Origin of the sequence: Flavobacterium artemisiae (assembly GCF_042678225.1) — a bacterium.
Lineage (GTDB): Bacteria > Bacteroidota > Bacteroidia > Flavobacteriales > Flavobacteriaceae > Flavobacterium > Flavobacterium artemisiae.
The window spans coordinates 91,115-108,675 of the sequence record NZ_JBHUDZ010000001.1 but is presented as its reverse complement, the minus strand read 5'-3'; the positions used below and the strand labels follow the sequence as shown (position 1 = coordinate 108,675).

Annotated in this window: 17 protein-coding genes; 11 read left to right on the top strand and 6 right to left on the bottom strand. The window is 33.4% G+C overall.

All coding sequences use genetic code 11. The features are described from left to right. Positions 1-95 precede the first annotated feature (95 nt). From ACFSC2_RS00455 to ACFSC2_RS00440, 4 genes are all read left to right on the top strand, one after another. Complete coding sequence (locus ACFSC2_RS00455; protein ID WP_379817285.1) at positions 96-3,122, top strand: leucine--tRNA ligase; 3,027 nt, start codon at positions 96-98, stop codon at positions 3,120-3,122. Between the two features lie 604 nt (positions 3,123-3,726). After that, positions 3,727-4,575, top strand: a complete 849-nt coding sequence (locus tag ACFSC2_RS00450; protein ID WP_379817284.1) for an alpha/beta fold hydrolase — start codon at positions 3,727-3,729, stop codon at positions 4,573-4,575. 1 nt (position 4,576) lies between these two features. Then, a complete protein-coding gene (locus ACFSC2_RS00445) occupies positions 4,577-5,044 on the top strand; it encodes an RNA polymerase sigma factor (protein ID WP_379817283.1) in 468 nt (155 codons plus the stop codon). Continuing rightward, complete coding sequence (locus tag ACFSC2_RS00440) at positions 5,037-5,618, top strand: hypothetical protein (RefSeq protein WP_379817282.1); 582 nt, start codon at positions 5,037-5,039, stop codon at positions 5,616-5,618. The genes ACFSC2_RS00445 and ACFSC2_RS00440 overlap by 8 nt, the downstream gene beginning before the upstream one ends. Before the next feature lie 82 nt (positions 5,619-5,700). On the opposite strand, the gene ACFSC2_RS00435 is transcribed toward ACFSC2_RS00440, so the two are convergent. Continuing rightward, positions 5,701-6,099, bottom strand: coding sequence for an MmpS family transport accessory protein (locus tag ACFSC2_RS00435; RefSeq protein ID WP_379817281.1), 399 nt, complete (start codon positions 6,097-6,099; stop codon positions 5,701-5,703). A gap of 176 nt (positions 6,100-6,275) precedes the next feature. Between ACFSC2_RS00435 and ACFSC2_RS00430 the strand changes: the two genes are divergently transcribed. The 4 genes from ACFSC2_RS00430 (at position 6,276) to ACFSC2_RS00415 (ending at position 10,107) form a co-directional block, all read left to right on the top strand. Beyond that, a complete protein-coding gene (locus tag ACFSC2_RS00430) occupies positions 6,276-8,261 on the top strand; it encodes an ATP-binding protein (RefSeq protein ID WP_379817280.1) in 1,986 nt (661 codons plus the stop codon). A gap of 2 nt (positions 8,262-8,263) precedes the next feature. Then, positions 8,264-8,893, top strand: a complete 630-nt coding sequence (locus ACFSC2_RS00425) for a response regulator (RefSeq protein ID WP_379817279.1) — start codon at positions 8,264-8,266, stop codon at positions 8,891-8,893. A gap of 104 nt (positions 8,894-8,997) precedes the next feature. Continuing rightward, entirely contained in the window at positions 8,998-9,684 is a 687-nt protein-coding gene (locus tag ACFSC2_RS00420) for a zinc metallopeptidase (protein ID WP_379817278.1), read from the top strand. A gap of 204 nt (positions 9,685-9,888) precedes the next feature. Further along, entirely contained in the window at positions 9,889-10,107 is a 219-nt protein-coding gene (locus ACFSC2_RS00415; RefSeq protein ID WP_379817277.1) for a hypothetical protein, read from the top strand. Between the two features lie 106 nt (positions 10,108-10,213). Here the strand turns inward: ACFSC2_RS00415 and ACFSC2_RS00410 are convergent, their stop codons facing one another. From ACFSC2_RS00410 to ACFSC2_RS00400, 3 genes are all read right to left on the bottom strand, one after another. After that, entirely contained in the window at positions 10,214-10,684 is a 471-nt protein-coding gene (locus tag ACFSC2_RS00410) for an Lrp/AsnC family transcriptional regulator (protein ID WP_091494722.1), read from the bottom strand. 273 nt (positions 10,685-10,957) lie between these two features. Beyond that, complete coding sequence (locus tag ACFSC2_RS00405) at positions 10,958-11,707, bottom strand: uroporphyrinogen-III synthase (RefSeq protein WP_163410085.1); 750 nt, start codon at positions 11,705-11,707, stop codon at positions 10,958-10,960. A gap of 14 nt (positions 11,708-11,721) precedes the next feature. Beyond that, positions 11,722-12,390 (bottom strand): DUF4271 domain-containing protein, encoded by a 669-nt coding sequence (locus ACFSC2_RS00400; protein WP_379817276.1) that lies wholly within the window; start codon positions 12,388-12,390, stop codon positions 11,722-11,724. A 106-nt stretch (positions 12,391-12,496) separates the two neighbouring features. On the opposite strand from ACFSC2_RS00400, the gene ACFSC2_RS00395 reads away from it, so the two are divergent. The 3 genes from ACFSC2_RS00395 to ACFSC2_RS00385 are packed head-to-tail and all read left to right on the top strand — an operon-like array spanning position 12,497 to position 15,038. Continuing rightward, entirely contained in the window at positions 12,497-13,222 is a 726-nt protein-coding gene (locus ACFSC2_RS00395) for a polyprenol monophosphomannose synthase (RefSeq protein WP_379817275.1), read from the top strand. A gap of 10 nt (positions 13,223-13,232) precedes the next feature. Beyond that, positions 13,233-14,573 (top strand): dihydroorotase, encoded by a 1,341-nt coding sequence (locus tag ACFSC2_RS00390; RefSeq protein WP_379817274.1) that lies wholly within the window; start codon positions 13,233-13,235, stop codon positions 14,571-14,573. A 9-nt stretch (positions 14,574-14,582) separates the two neighbouring features. Further along, positions 14,583-15,038 carry a DUF4296 domain-containing protein gene (locus ACFSC2_RS00385; protein WP_379817273.1) on the top strand — a complete coding sequence of 152 codons (456 nt, stop codon included), beginning with the start codon at positions 14,583-14,585 and terminating at the stop codon, positions 15,036-15,038. Here the strand turns inward: ACFSC2_RS00385 and ACFSC2_RS00380 are convergent. Continuing rightward, complete coding sequence (locus ACFSC2_RS00380; RefSeq protein WP_379817272.1) at positions 15,035-16,036, bottom strand: NAD-dependent epimerase/dehydratase family protein; 1,002 nt, start codon at positions 16,034-16,036, stop codon at positions 15,035-15,037. The two genes, ACFSC2_RS00385 and ACFSC2_RS00380, sit on opposite strands and share 4 nt — an antisense overlap. 149 nt (positions 16,037-16,185) lie before the next feature. Beyond that, entirely contained in the window at positions 16,186-17,421 is a 1,236-nt protein-coding gene (locus tag ACFSC2_RS00375; protein ID WP_379817271.1) for a porin family protein, read from the bottom strand. Positions 17,422-17,561 lie beyond the last annotated feature (140 nt).

Genomic DNA, 17,561 nt, shown 5'->3' with positions numbered 1-17,561 from the left:
TTGCTACAATGCGCAATAAATGTAAATTTGCGCCATAATTCATAAAGTGAGAAAACCTTAGAAGCTTTGTCACTTTGCAACTTTGAACCTTTAAGATGAAATACAATCCAAACGAAATAGACGCCAAATGGCAGAAGTATTGGGCAGAAAATCAAACTTTTGCTGCTAAAAACAATTCTGAAAAACCGAAGCATTATGTTCTCGACATGTTTCCTTATCCGTCAGGAGCAGGATTACACGTTGGGCATCCGCTGGGTTATATTGCTTCAGATGTTTATTCTCGTTTCAAAAGACATCAAGGATTCAATGTTTTACATCCGATGGGATACGATAGTTTCGGATTGCCAGCAGAACAATATGCAATTCAGACAGGGCAGCGTCCAGAAGATACAACACGTGTAAATATTGACGGTGGAGTAGATAAAGAAGGAAAACAAATTGCCGGATACAGAAAACAATTAGATAAAATTGGATTCTCATTTGACTGGGCGCGTGAAGTGCGTACGTCAAATCCTGACTATTACAAACATACACAATGGATTTTTATCCAGTTGTTCAATTCTTGGTATTGCAGAAAACAAGGCCAAGCTTTTGATATTTCTGAGTTGGTAACTGTTTTTGAAGAAAGCGGAAATGCTTTAGTTGAAGCAGTGTGCGACGATAACGTTGCCATTTTTACTGCTGACGAATGGAATTCTTATTCTGAAGAACAAAAAGAAAAAATCTTGTTGCAATACAGATTGACTTATTTGGCAGAAACAGAAGTAAACTGGTGTCCAGGATTAGGAACAGTTTTGGCAAATGACGAAATCGTAAACGGAGTTTCGGAGCGTGGAGGATTTCCTGTTATCCGTAAAAAAATGACACAATGGAGCATGCGAATTTCTGCTTATGCGGAACGTTTGCTTGACGGTTTAAATGATATTGACTGGAGCGAATCGATCAAAGAATCGCAAAGAAACTGGATCGGGAAATCAGTTGGAGCAATGGTTACTTTTAAAGTGAAAAATCAAGATGAGGTAATTGATGTATTTACAACTAGACCTGATACTATTTTTGGAGTTACTTTTATGACTTTGGCGCCAGAACACGATTTGGTTGCTAAAATTACAACTTCAGAACAAAAAGAAGCTGTTGAAGCTTATATCGAAAAAACTTCTAAACGTTCTGAGCGTGAGCGTATGGCCGATGTAAAAACAATTTCTGGAGTTTTTACAGGAGCTTATGCGGAACATCCATTTACAAAAGAACCAATTCCGGTTTGGATTGGAGATTATGTTTTGGCAGGTTACGGAACAGGAGCAGTTATGGCGGTTCCTTGCGGAGACGAAAGAGATTATGCTTTTGCTAATTTCTTTAAAGGTCAAAACGGAATGCAGGAAATAAAAAATATCTTCGCCAATGTTGATATTTCTGAAACTGCTTACGGATCTAAAGACAACGTTGAAATCGCAAATTCTGATTTCTTAAACGGATTAAATTATAAAGAGGGTACTAAAAAAGCAATTGCTAAATTAGAAGAAATTGGTCAGGGAACTGGAAAAACCAATTACCGTTTGCGTGATGCTGTTTTCTCTCGCCAGCGTTATTGGGGTGAGCCTTTCCCAGTTTATTATGTAAACGGATTGCCTAAAATGATCGATTCTCAGCATTTGCCAATTATTTTGCCAGAAGTAGAGAAATATTTACCAACTGAAGACGGATTGCCTCCATTAGGAAACGCTGCAGTTTGGGCTTGGGACACAAAACAAAACAAAGTTGTTGCTACTGATTTAGTTGACAATGTTTCAATTTTTCCTTTAGAATTAAACACCATGCCAGGATGGGCAGGAAGTTCATGGTATTGGATGCGTTATATGGATGCACATAATGAAAATGAATTTGCAAGTAAAGAAGCTTTGGCTTACTGGGAAAGTGTAGATTTATACATTGGAGGAAGTGAGCACGCAACAGGTCACTTATTGTACTCTCGTTTTTGGAATAAATTCTTAAAAGATAAAGGTTTTGCTCCAACCGAAGAACCATTCAAAAAACTGATTAATCAGGGAATGATTTTGGGAATGAGCGCGTTTGTTTATGTTTATTTACTTAAAACAAGAACTAAAGAAGGATATAATAAAGGAAATATAGCAATAGATTTACCATATCCTGAAAAACTATTAATTTCTAAGGCGTCTTATGAACAAATAATTTCAGGAATTGTACCTAATGAAGTAGAAAATTGGGTAGAAAAGAAATACGGTGCAAAATCAGAAAGATCATTTGATATTATTTCTTCAAATGAGGCAGTTCTTACTAGACATATCGATATAAGTTTGTTGAAAGGAACTACGGATGAATTAAATGTTGAAGCATTTAGATCTGATAATAGATATGAAGATTTGAATGACGTAGTTATTTTAAACGAAGAAGAAAAGTACATTTGTAATCGCGAAGTTGAGAAAATGTCAAAATCGAAATACAATGTAGTAACGCCAGATGATATTTGTGCAGAATATGGTGCTGATACATTACGTTTATACGAAATGTTCTTAGGGCCATTAGAGCAGGCAAAACCTTGGAATACTGCTGGAATTTCAGGAGTTTTTGGTTTCTTGAAAAAATTATGGAGATTGTATTTTGATGAGAATGGCTTAATCGTAAACAACGACGAACCAACAAAAGACAATTTAAAATCGTTACATAAAACAATCAAAAAAGTAGCAGAAGATATCGAGAATTTCTCTTTCAATACTTCGGTTTCTCAGTTTATGATTTGTGTGAATGAATTGTCTTCTCAAAATTGTCATTCAAGAGCGATTTTAGAACCATTAGCGATTTTGGTTTCGCCTTATGCACCGCATATTGCTGAAGAATTATGGTCACAATTAGGACATACAACTTCTATTTCGCAAGTTCCTTTTCCAGTTTTTGAAGAAAAACATTTGGTTGAAACTAATAAAGAATATCCAGTTTCTTTTAACGGAAAAATGCGTTTCACAATCGAATTACCTTTGGATTTAACCAAAGAACAAATCGAAGAAATCGTAATGAAAGACGAAAGAACTCAAAAACAATTAGACGGAAAAACGCCAAATAAAGTGATTATCGTTCCTGGAAAAATAATTAACCTTGTTGGTTAATTATTTTTAAATTCCAATATAGAAAATTCCAAATTCCAATTTTAAGATTGGGGTTTGGGATTTTTTTTGTGTTGATTTTTTTGCTACGAATTACACTAATTTCCCCAAATTAAATTCGCGCAATTCGTGAAATTCGTAGCAAATAAAACTTGCGTCCTTTGCGGTTAAAAATGCCCACCAAGATTGGAGTTTGGGATTTTTTTTGTGTTGATTTTTTTGCCACGAATTACACTAATTTCCCCAAATTAAATTCGCGCAATTCGTGAAATTCGTGGCAAATAAAACTTGCGTCCTTTGCGATTAAAAACGCCCACCAAGATTGGAGTTTGGGATTTTTTTGTGTTGATTTTTTTGCCACGAATTACACTAATTTCCCCAAATTAAATTCGTGCAATTCGTGGCAAAAAACTTTACGACCTAGCGCCTTTGTGGCAATAAAACTTGCGTTCTTTGCGTAAACCTTTGCGCCCTTTGCGGTTAAAACCACCCGCCAAGATTGGAATTTGGATTTTTTTATTGAATTTTTCACTTCAGTTGTAACATTTTAATAGTTGTCGTATCCAAAGCATGGATCCGATTATTTATAAACTTAAAAACTATTAAAATGAAAAAGTATATCATATTAGTTATCGCATTCTTATTTTCAGCATTATGTTTAAATGTTTTCGGACAAACAAAATCATATCCGTTTGAAGTCGTAAAAACCGGAAACGGAAAAAAATCAATAATTTTCATTCCGGGATTTGCTTCTTCCGGCGAAGTTTGGAAGGAAACCAAAGCCAATTTCGAAAAAAAATATACTTGCTACACTTTGACAATGGCCGGATTTGCAGGGACAAAACCAGAAGCGAATCCCTCATTTAAAAATTGGGAAAACGGAATTGCGGCATTTATCAAAGACAAAAAAATAGAAAAACCAATTATTGTAGGGCATAGTATGGGCGGTGGACTTGCGCTTGCAATCGCTTCAGATTATCCAGAATTGGCAGAAAGTATTGTAGTTGTAGATGCTTTACCGTGTTTGGCCGCACTTTCAGATCCTTCATTTCAATCAAAAGAAAACAATGACTGCTCACCAGCTGTACAACAAATGACGGCTATGAGTGAAAAACAATTTTATGATATGCAGAAACAAACGATGCCAAGACTTTTGGCAGATCAATCAAAACTAGAAATGGTTGTGGATTGGAGTGTAAAATCGGATCGAAAAACGTTTGCTGAAATGTACTGCGATTTTTATAATACGGATTTGAGAAGTAAAATTGCTTCGGTAAAATGCCCGTCATTAATTTTATTAGAATCTTATTTTATAAATTTAAAACCAGCAATCGAATCGCAGTATAAAAACTTAAAAACAGCTCAATTTCAATATGCCGAAAAAGGAATGCATTTTATTATGTACGATGATACAGCTTGGTATTTGGCTCAGTTAAATAACTTCATAAAATCTTAAAATGGAATTTGAAGAAATCTACAAAACGTATTGGGACAGGATTTTCAGGCTCTGTATGGGTTTTGTCAACAATCACGATGCCGCGCAGGATCTGGCTCAGGAAACTTTTATTATTGTCTGGCAGAAATTGGAAACTTTTAGAAATGAATCTAATATAGGAACTTGGATTTTCAGAATTGCTTCTAATAATTGTTTGCGGCAGATTGAGAAAGAAAAACGTTTCCCAAAATCAGAACTTCCGATAAATTTAAGCGAAGAAAAACAGCGATCAATCGAACCGCAGATTCAATTTTTGTATAAATGTATTGCCGATCTTCCCGAAACCGATCGTATCATTATTTCGTTGGAATTAGAAGAAATCAAACAGGCAGAAATTGCTAAAATCGTCGGACTTTCTGAAGCAAATGTTAGAGTGAAAATTCACAGAATTAAAGAAAAACTGACTCAAAAATTTAAACAAAATGGATAATATAGATTTCAACGATTTATGGAAAAAACAAACCGTAAGTCAGTCCAATATAGAAGATTTAAAAAACAGATTAAAACAGTTTAAAAAAGCCTCTCTGCGCAGTATCTGGAAAACCAATATTATGCTTTTTGCTACTTCGGCTTTTATCATTTTTATCTGGATTTATTATCAGCCACAATTTATTTCAACCAAGATCGGAATCGTTTTAACCGTCTTGGCAATGGTAATTTACGTAGTAGTTTATAATCGTTTATTAAAACATTATAAAGAAATAGATACTAATTTGACCAATCAGGAATACCTTCAAAAACTGATCGAGATTAAAAAAGAACAGCAGTTTATGCAGACCAAAATGCTGAGTTTGTATTTTGTATTATTGATGCTCGGAATCTGTTTGTATATGTATGAATATGCCTCAAGGATGAAATTGCATTTGGCTTTAATTACCTATGGCGTAACGTTGTTGTGGATTGCTTTTAACTGGTTTTATATTCGTCCAAAACAAATTAAAAAGCAGCAGGATAAGATAAATCTCCTTATCGGAAAATTTAAAGAAATAAATAGTCAATTGTAATCATAAATAAAGAAAGCTTCGCCAGATGACGAAGCTTTTCTTTTACCAAAAACAAAAAAAATTAAACTCTAATTTTTGTAAATTATTGTCCAAAAACATAAGATCCAGGCGCAGCTACGATAATACCGTCACTAGTCGCCTTTGCGGTAGTTTCTTTTTGTACTTTTCCGCCTACAATAATCTTAACAGTTAAAGTTTGATTTACAGTTCCACCGTGTCCACTTACTGTTATTCCAGCGCCGTATGTATCTGCAGAAGCAGTAAATTCTTTACTCCAAGGCAATGCAGTAATATCTACATTTTGTCCTCCATTACCAGATTCGATATAGTTAGCACTAATTGTTCCAGTGTAATTTCCACTTACTTCATACTTTACATCTCTAGAGCCTCCTGATACTTTGTCATCGTTATCGCTGCTGCAAGATGCAAATGTGAATACAAGTGTAAACATTAGCATAATTTGTTTCAAATGTGTTTTCATAGTCATTTTTTTTAAGTCATTAATATTTGAAATAATCTATGAACAAAGTTAAAACCTATACAAAGTGAGCACAATACCTGATAAAGTGTATTTTTTTTTACCTGATATCAGGTAAAAAACGCATTCTTTCTTTTGTGGGGTATTTTGTTTTAATAACTTTGAACAAATGCCACCCAATGAAGAAATTTTACGTCTGCTTTATATTCTTTTTTTCTATCTGTTCTTATTCTCAAGTTATTCTTTCTTTGGATGATGACAGGGTTTACATTGATAGTATAGTTAAGATTACCAGAAATACTAAGTCAGACAGTGTAAAATGTTTGAATAGTTTTAGGCTTTCAAAGTTGTTTTTAATGGTTCAGGATGCAAAAAGTTCTAAAGAATATTTGGATCAGGCGAATCGCTTAAAAACTAAATTTCCTTTTTTACAAGATGCCGCACTTTTCTACAATGCTTCTAGTTTTGTAGAAAAAGGAGATATGGACGGTTTTGAGAAAACACTCCTCGATGCCAATTCAAAACTCAAAAAATATTATAATAAAGAGGCTTATCGTCTTCGCGCTATTGTGCTCCAGAATTACGGAATTATGCAGCAGCACAAGAATAACGAAAATGCTTATATGAAACTGTTGGTTAATGAAGCTATTCCGGTTGCGAAAAAAAGCGGCGATTATGAATTAATAAGCGCACTAAATAAAGCGGTTGCGATTATTTTTATGAATAATAACGAACGCGAAAAAGCAGCAGAATATCTGGATCAGGCACAGAAATACATTGAATTCGCAACCAAAAAATCTCCCACTCTCGCAGAATCCAAAATGGAGACTTATATTATAAATGCTGAGAATTTAGTAGAGCTTAAGCATTTTTATGATGCAGAAAAAGTGTTGGAAAAGGCTTTTTCGACTTTAAAAAATCATCCCGACTCCAATTTAAACGATTCTTATTATTATTCTGAAGGAATTTATTTTGCGAAACAAAACAAACATAAAGAAGCTCTAGAAAGTTTTGAAAAAGGCGTAAAGTCCTCCGAAAAACATCAAAACACGGTTGCCTTAAACCGATTGAAATTTGCCGAATATGAAGTGTTTTTTAAACTAAGAAACTTTGATGAAGCCAAAAAAAATCTCGAATATTTAGTAGAAAAAACACCTTTTATAGTTGATAAAAAGAATTACTACAAAGAGCTGTCAAAAGTTTATAATGCTACGAAAGAGTTTTCGAAAGCCTATTATTATTCCAATAAATACAATGTTATAAACGACAGCCTTAACGGAGCGCAGTTGAAAAACGAAATTGTCGAGCTTGAAGCGAAATACAAAAAAGCCGAAAGTGAAAAGAAGATTTCGCTGCTGCAGTCAGAAAATGAAAAAGCGGTTTTGCAGGTTAATAACAACCGATTGAATTCGATGCTTTTTGCGGTGCTTTCGTTTCTGTTGTTTTTGACGGTTTTGTTTTTATGGATTTACAATAATTATCAAAAAAAATTAAGCTTTCAAAAAGAAGTTAATCTCCAGCAAGAATTAGATTCGTTGGAAAATAGAGAGAAATTATCGATCTCAAATGCCTTGATTGAAGGGGAAGAAGTGGAAAGAAAAAGAATCGCGAGAGATTTACACGATGGACTCGGAAGTATGCTTTCGGGACTTAAAATTCACTTGAATCTTGCAGATAAAGAAAAAAAGGTTGATACGACAAATATCAATTTGATGCTTAATAATTCTATTAAAGAACTCCGAAATATTTCTCAAAATTTAATGCCGGAAAGTTTAATGAAATTAGGCTTAGAACACGCCTTAAGAGATTTGTGCGTCTTACATTCTAATTCAGAAACGATAATTGAGTTTCAATATTTGATAAAAAAATCAGCTTTTCCGCAGCATTTTAAAATCGTGATTTTTAGAATTATCCAAGAATTATTAAACAATGCTTTAAAATATTCCAAAGCCTCAGAAATCTTAGTTTCCTGTTCAGAGAATAAAGACATATTTTTTATTACTGTAGAAGATAACGGAGTTGGTTTTGATGTTGAAAAAGTTGAAAAACGAGACGGAATGGGATTGCGTAATATAAAAAACCGTGTAGCATTCTTGAACGGAAAAATAGAAATAGATTCAGAAATTGGTAAAGGAACTTCGACTTACATCGAATTAAAAGTATAAAAATGAATTATAAAACGGTAATTGTAGACGATCATCCAATTGTGATTTCGGGAATAGCAGGTTTGCTTTCGGATTTGGAAAATATCAAAATCGTTCAAAAATTTGAATCGGGAGTTGCACTTTTAGAATATATCGAAGATCATAAAGTCGATTTGATTTTAATGGATATTTTTCTGCCGGTTATAAACGGTGTCGATCTTTGTAAAACAATCAAACAAAAGTATCCAAAAATGGTTATTATCGGTATGAGCAGTCAATCTGAGCGAAGTCTGGTAATGCAGTTTATACAAAATGGAGGAAATGGATATGTTTTGAAAAATGCATCTTTTGATGAATTTAAAGAATGTATTTACAAAGCGATTGATGGAGAAATTGTCTTCAGTGAAGAAGTAAAAACTATTATCAGTCAGCCTTTATCTGAAGAGTTGGAAAGAATTCCGAGTTTGAGCAGAAGAGAACGTGATATTGCATTACTGCTTTCTCAAGGAAAATCGACGCAAGAAATTGCCGATGATTTGTTTTTAAGTTTTTTAACCGTTCAGACGCATCGTCGCAACATTCTTCAAAAATATAAAATGAAAAATGTGGCAGAATTAATCGCTTTTCTGCTTAAAAATAATCTCTTAAATTAGACAAAATTGCTTGAAAAATGTCAAATTGGCATTTTGTTAAATTGGTTCATATTTTGCTGTTTGTTTTGTAACTTTAATTATTAAATCAAAAAACACAAAGAAATATGGGAACAGGATATTTAATTATTGCTGGAGCTATTATGTTATTCAGCTGGCTTGTAAGCTCCCAGCTGAAGAGTAAGTTTGAATTATATTCGAAATTACAATTAAGAAACGGAATGAGCGGCCGTGAAATCGCTGAGAAAATGCTTGCCGATAACGGAATTAGAGACGTTCGTGTAATCTCAACTCCGGGCCAGTTAACCGATCATTATAATCCTTCAGATAAAACAGTAAATTTAAGCGAGGCAGTTTATAATCATAGAAATGCGGCGGCGGCGGCAGTTGCTGCGCACGAATGCGGACATGCAGTACAACACGCAATTGGTTACGAATGGCTGACGATGCGTTCTAAATTAGTGCCGATTGTAAGTGTTGCGTCAAATTATGTACAATGGATTTTGATTGCTGGAATTTTGATGATCAAAGTGTTTCCAAGTTTGCTATTAATTGGGATTGTCATTTTTGCCGCTACAACTTTATTTTCTGTAATTACACTGCCGGTAGAATATGATGCAAGTAACAGAGCTTTGGCTTGGTTAGAAAATAAACATATGCTGACGCAGGAAGAACAAGCGGGAGCAAAAGATGCTTTAAAATGGGCAGCAAGAACGTATGTAGTTGCTGCTATTGGTTCAATAGCAACCTTATTGTACTATATCTCGATTTATTCTGGAAGCAGAAGAAACTAATTTGATAATTGAGATAATTAGTCAATTAGATAATTGGTCAATTAGATAATTTATAGCAAACCCGACAGGTTCTTAAAACCTGTCGGGTTTTGTTTTTAGACGATTATATATTTGAGAATCAAAAATAGGGAAACCTAAATCGCTAATATTACATAATGCAGTTGAGTTATTTTTATTTCCTGATTTAAAATATTTTTTTAACTGTTGAAACTAAAAAAAATAAAAAGCAGCATCCATATTCCTGCAATAAGAAAGATGCAATTAAGATATTGCTTGTTTTGGGATCTATTGTATTTAAATAAAAATATCAAACTGGCAATAATACTTACTGGAATAGAAAGTACAAACAATAGAAAACCTCCTCCAGGTGTGCAAACACCACTCGGAGCAGCTTTTTCTGTTAAAAATGCTGTTGCAAAATAAATTATAAAAAAGAGTATAGTTTTAACTTCTGGGCGAATAGTAGCTAACATTAATTTGTAGAATTTTATTATTGAATTTTAAAATTATCTAATTGACACATTTCTAATTACAACTGAATCTGTCTGTCAATTTGCTGGTCTAAGGAAATAAAAGTTTCTGTTCGCGAAACACCTTCAATAGCTTGAATTTTATTATTTAAAAGAGACATTAGATGTTCGTTGTCGCGGCAAATGATTTTAATCAAAACAGACCAGTTTCCTGTAGTGTAATGGCATTCTAAAACTTCTGGGATTTTTCTAAGTTCTTTTACGGCTTCAGAATTTCGGGAAGCTTTGTCCAGATAAACCCCAACAAACGCCATAGTGTTATAACCCAAAACTTTTGGGTTTACAGTAAACTTAGATCCTGAGATAACGCCGGATTGTTCCAGCTTTTTTAATCTTTGATGAATTGCAGCGCCGGAAATTCCGATTTTATTTGCAATCTGTAAAATTGGTTTTCGGGCGTCGTCCATTAAGTAGCGTAGGATCTCTTTGTCGATACCGTCAATTTCAATTAAGAGCGAGTTGATTTTCATAACTTAAAATTTGAAACTATTTTATGTGATTTGGGTTTAGAATAGAAATCAAATGTAGTTAAAATGCAGGGGAAATAAAATTCCAATTTTTTAGATTCTAAATTCCAATTGTGTATTTAGTATAAAAGCTTTGTCAAAGTTTCAAACTTTGACAAAGCTGTGCTTAATAGGTTTCAACCACGGGAAACGAAAGGAGTTGATCAAAAACAAAAAAATCCAAATCCCAAGTGATTAGTTTGGAATTTGGATTTTAAATATCGTAATTTCTTAGGTTTATTTAGCTTTGTTTGCTTCGGCAATGTACTTTTCAAGAGCCATTGTCATAGAAGGTGTTTCTGGAGTTGGAGCAAGAATGTCGATTCTTAAACCGTGATCCAAAGCTTCTTTTTGCGTTGTGCTTCCAAAAACAGCGATTCTTGTGTTGTTTTGTTTAAAATCTGGAAAGTTTTTAAACAAAGATTTGATTCCTGTTGGGCTGAAAAAAGCCAATACATCATAATAAACATCTGCAAGATCAGACAAGTCACTCATTACAGTTCTGTAAAAAATAGCCTGTGCCCAATCTACTTTAAGTCCGTTTAATGTAATCGGAGCATCAGCGTTTAATTGGTCAGATGCAGGTAATAAAAACTTCTCGTCTTTATACTTTTTGATTAGAGGAGATAAATCTGCAAAATCTTTTGCCCCAACGTAAATTTTACGTTTTCTGTACACAACATACTTTTGAAGATAAAACGCTACGGCTTCAGATTGACAGAAATATTTCAATCCTTCAGGAACTTTGTAACGCATTTCATCAGCCACTCTAAAAAAATGATCTACAGCATTTCGACTTGTTAAAATGATCGCAGTGTAATGATTAAGATCGATTTTTTGTAATCGGATCTCTTTTGCGCTAACCCCTTCCACATGAATAAATGGTCTGAAATCAATTTTTATTTTGTGTTTTTGTTGGAGCTCAAAGTAAGGAGAATTCTCCACTTTAGGTTCAGGCTGTGACACCAAAATTGTTTTCACTTTCATATTATAAACATTTTCTAAGCACTCCCTTTTGTTATCCAATAATAAAGAAAATAATAAGGGGCTATTTCAAGAGCGCAAAGATATAAAATAAAATAAAATAATTTACCGATAATTGCGTTTTGATAAGTTTTGATCGAAATAAAGTAAGAGTATACACTAATACACAGCGAAATGCCTATGATTGTTAGCGGTACAATTTTTGGAATATTGTTGTAATAAAACAAAATCGCGTTAATTGGAAGGATCAAAACACCAATATAAGTTCTATAAGTTACCTTTTGTAAGTTAAAAAGTTCTACAAACTCGTCAATGTTGAAAGAAGCTGCGACAATTTTTTCGATTAAATATTTTCCTAGAATAAAATAAAGCAGAAAAGTAGCAATCCGAATAAAGAGAATCCAATCGGTTTTTTCGGCATAACCAAAAATATTAATCGTAAGCAGTATAAAAAAAGCATACGACACGATTTGCACAAAAAACAAACCTACCGTAAAACTGCTTCGCATGTGGCTGTTGTCGCGATAAATTTTAGCATACTTATCAGAGAAAATAAGCTTACTAAATTCACTGAATCTAGTTTCGTAAGCAGATTTTGTCATAGCAACAACGGCAAAGGTCAGCACAAACAAAAGTGTTGCCCAGTCTTTGTTTTCTAGAATTCGAGGATGAAGTTGTTCAATCATAGCGATGCAAAATTAATAATTTTTTGGTGCAATACTTTTATTATATATTTATTATGAATCAAATGCTATAAAAAGTTTACTTTTGCGGTGAAATTACCCAGAAAAAATGAATGATAGTATTGTCATAATTCCCACATATAACGAAATTGAGAACATAGAAAGTATAGTGAGAGCTGTACTTTCGCAGCATAAATCTTTTCACTTACTGATTATCGATGATAATTCTCCAGATCATACTGCAAAAAAAGTGATTGCTTTACAGGAAGAATTTCCAGATAGACTTTTTTTAGAACAAAGAACCAAAAAGTCAGGTTTAGGAACGGCTTATGTTCATGGTTTTAAATGGGCTTTGGCGCGTGAATATCAATTTATTTTTGAAATGGATGCCGATTTTTCACATAATCCAAATGATTTAGAAAAACTTTATGATGCCTGTCATTTTGGTGGGGCGGATCTAGCTATTGGTTCGCGTTATGTAAAAGGTGTAAATGTGGTAAACTGGCCGTTAAGTCGTGTGCTGATGTCCTATTTTGCGTCGGTTTATGTGAAGTTTATTACTGGAATGAAAATTCATGATGCTACTGCAGGTTTTGTATGTTATAAAAGAGAAGTTTTAGAAAAGATCAATCTCAATAAAATAAAGTTTGTTGGCTACGCGTTTCAAATCGAGATGAAGTATAGAACATATTGTGCTAAATTTCAAATTACCGAGGTTCCGATTATTTTTACGGACAGAACAAAAGGAGTTTCTAAAATGAGTAATGCTATTATCAAAGAAGCTATACTTGGAGTAATTTCGCTTAGATTGAGAAAATTAGTCAATTCATTATAAACCAATCACGATGAACAGGATTTTAATAAAGAATGCCAAAATTGTAAACGAAGGGACAATTTTTGAAGGTGATGTTTTGATTGAAAACGATTTGATTGTTGAAATTGCAGACAGCATTTCGTTGAAAACTTCAGATTGTATCGTAATCGATGCCGAAGGTAACTATTTAATGCCGGGCGCGATTGACGATCAAGTGCATTTTAGAGAACCAGGATTAACTCACAAAGGAGATATAGAATCAGAATCTCGTGCTGCGGTTGCGGGTGGCATCACTTCTTTTATAGAACAGCCAAACACGGTTCCGAATGCTGTTACTCAAGAAATTTTAGAAGATAAATATGTAATTGCTTCTCAAAAATCATTTGCGAATTATTCGTTTATGATGGGAGCAACCAACGATAATTTGGAAGAAGTTTTAAAAACAAATCCAAAAAATGTTGCCGGAATTAAAATCTTTTTAGGTTCGTCTACAGGAAATATGCTGGTAGATAACGAAGCGGTTTTGGAAAGAATTTTTTCTAGTACTCCAATGTTAATTGCAGTTCACTGCGAAGACGAAACGACAATTAAAAACAACCTTGCTTCTTTTAAAGAACAATATGGAGATGATGTTCCTGTAACGGCTCATAATCTTATCAGAAGTGCTGAGGCATGTTATATCTCTTCTTCAAAAGCGGTTGCTTTGGCAAAAAGAACTGGAGCGAGACTTCATATTTTTCATCTATCAACTGCAAAAGAAATGGAATTGTTTACGAATAAAATTCCATTAGAAGAAAAGAAAATTACAGCTGAAGTTTGTGTGCACCATCTTTGGTTTACTGACGAAGATTATAAAACAAAAGGTAATTTAATTAAATGGAATCCTGCTGTAAAAACTGCTGATGATCGAGCAGAACTTTGGAAAGCTTTAAACGATGGCCGAATCGATGTAATTGCGACGGATCATGCTCCTCATACAAAAGAAGAAAAACAGCAGTCATATTTAAACGCACCTTCTGGAGGTCCGCTTGTGCAGCATGCAGTTGTAGCTATGTTCGAAGCTCATCATCAAGGAAAAATCACGGTAGAAAAAATTGTGGAGAAAATGTGTCACAATCCGGCAAAACTTTTTAAAATTGAAAAAAGAGGTTTTATTAAAGTAGGCTATCATGCCGATTTAGTTATCGTGAATCCGAGTCTGCCTTGGAGCGTTAAACCAGAAAATATTTTATACAAATGCGGCTGGTCTCCGTTTGAAGGATTTACTTTTAAATCTAGAATTACGCATACTTTTGTAAATGGAGAATTGGTTTACAATAACTTCAAGGTAAAAGATACCAGAGCTGGAAAAAGATTATTGTTTGACAGATAAAAGATAACGATGAAGAATTTTATAGTAATAGTATTGGTTTTAATTCTTTCTGTAAGCTGTAAAAAAGAGCTTGTAAAACAGCCTGCAAAGCTTATTGACAGAAACAAAATGGTTGATATTATGTACGATTTATCACTATTGGACGCCATTAAATACCAAAAACCACTGTCTTTGGATTCTCTTGAAAGCAGTCCGACAAAATTTATTCTGAAGAAATACAAAGTAGACAGTCTTCAGTTTGCGCAGAATAATATCTATTATGCTTCTGATTACGAAAATTACAAAGATATGTTTGATGAAGTTGGAAAAAGACTTGCCAGAAACCAAAGAGCGATAGACTCTATTGTGAAATTGGAAGAGAAAAAGGCTGCCAAGACAAATAAAAATAAGCCGTCATTAAAAACACAGGATACGATAAAAAAAGCAGAACCAATCACTGATCCGAATATTCCTCAAGATCGTTAGTAATTAGATGAACTTTTTATATAGTGATGAACATCAGAAAAAACCGTTCCTAGAGCGGTTTTTATTTTTTCATTAGAATATAAGTTTTTAGAATACGAAGCTTTTGCAGTTGCTTTGGTGACGCTTCTTCTTCTGAAAAATAAGTTTGAAAATAACCAGTCAGCCATCCAAAGAAAATGCATAAAAACAGGTTTGGCGTGAATAGTAGCTCTCTTTGCTTTTAGTGCATCGGCAATTGTATGTAAGATTTCTTTAAAGATAATATTTTCTGCGATTAATGTAAAACGTTCGTTTTTGATTTCGCTTTTCATTAATTCAGAAGTAATTTTTACGACATCGTCTATAGTAACAAATCCAGTACTGCCGAGTGTGTAAAATGAAAGTCCATTAGATACTTTTTTATAAATTTCATTACTTCCTTGTTCAAAAACAGGAGTTAACTTTGGAGGTCCAAGAATTACTCCAGGATTTACAATAATAACATCGAGACCTTCTTGCTGTCCGCGCCATACTTCCATTTCGGCGCCATATTTAGAAATAGCATAATCACTATGGTGTTTTTCTGGATTCCAGTCGGTTTCTTCTGTGATTTCTTTTTCGTGCGGTGCCAAATCTCCAAGTGCTGCAATGGAACTCACAAAACAAAATTTTTGAATATTATTGGCAAGAGAGAAATTAACCATATTGGCGGTGCCTTCAATATTTGTTTTGCGAAGCGCTTCTTCATCTTTGGGATCAAATGAAATTAATGCGGCACAATGATAAACCTGCGTAATGCCAGTAAAAACATCTTCAAGTGAAGGAACGTCTAGAATGTCAGCTTCAATCCAATTGATTTTTTCGAACAAAGCCTTTTTTTGATACAATTCAAAAACTGATTTTGTTTTATGAATATTGTTTTTGCTTCTATAAATAGCCTTGACGTTTTCTCCATTTTCTATTAAATGAAGTAATAAATGTGCACCGACTAAGCCTGTTCCTCCAGTTACTAATACCATTTTGTAAAGATAAGTTTTTGCTTTAAAGAGGCAAAGTTACAGAGAAACAAAGTTCCAAAGGTTTTGTTGGTCTGGTTATACAAGAATAAAGCAGTTATATTAAATGTTTTGATCTAATGTAACTGCTTTTGTTATAAGAAATGTTCTTTTTATAAAATAGTGTAAGATAAAAGAAGATCTATACTGCTGAAATTTGTAGAAAAAGGCACATAGTTGTTTAAGAGGTTTTTGCCTGCATTGTATCTGATTTCGGTGCTGATTTTGTTTTTAAAATTATAGCCGAGACCGTAACCAAAGTCGCCTTGAGCCTTTCCATCTAAATTTATATATTTAGATTTATAAGTAAATTTCCCGTTAAGAGTAATGGCATAAAATGCATTTATGAATATTTTTGAGTTTTGACTTATAAAGAAATAGTGTCGCAGACCTACGGGTAAAGATAATCCAGTATATTTCACTGTTGATGGAAATTCAACATGCTTACTGTCCGTAATACTATAAATTACACCGTATTCTTGGTTGTCTTCATATTTTTGATAGAATAACCCCATGAATGCGCTCCATTTATTTTTGTTGAATGGGAAAATATATTCTCCTTCCAAACCAAATGTTGGTTGGGTTTTGTTATTATATTCAGCGCTTTGGTATCCACCACTTTGAGCTCCGTCTACTGTTAGAGAAGTAAAACTTACACCTGCTGATACTTTCAAAGAAAAAATGCCTTTGTTTTTAGAGCTTATCGCTTTTTCAATTGTGTGAGCGTCGGAATTGTTGTATTTTAAAAAATACTTAACCAATGGCTCTGTCTTGTATGTCAGTCTTTTGATTTCGTTTTCAGTGATATTTTCGTTCTTTATGTTGTTGAATATCTGTTGTTTGAAATAATTGTTTTCTTCTGTTGTTTGAGCTCCAGTTTGGTCATTTACTAAAAGGAATTCTTTATAAACAAGTTGTTCAGTAGGAATATTGTCTGTTTCGTAAAAGAACCTTGTCATATCTTTACTTAAATAATTGTATAAAGTAGCTTTTCCTTGCACTAAAACTCTTAAAAAAATAGTATCTTCTTTCCAGACAGGATTTTTTGTAGTCGAAATATTTTCTAGTCGATTATCCGACATATCAATTTTTACTTTTGCTCTTTTAAATGCTGCATTGTTTTCTATTCCAAATTCTTTTACAGTTGCAATAGTTTCTGTTTTGATTTCATTGTCATTAATAGAAATTTTGTACTTGAAGTCGACTGGGTTATTGCTCCAGTCAATATTTTTTATGTAACATTCGGTTTTTGTTCCGTCATTTGAAATAAAATAACCTTTTTCGAAAGAAATTTGAGCGTTAATTACCGAGAAATAAAGAAATAATGTAATGAGTAAAATTTTTTTCATATAAATAATTTAAGTGGCCGAAAGTATATAAAATAATTTAGGTTTTTTTACGGTTTTCCACATTTAGCTTTTTTTAAAGATTTAAAGTTTTTGGACTGTTCTTGAAATCTATTTTTAGAATTGTTTTTTTGATATTGTAA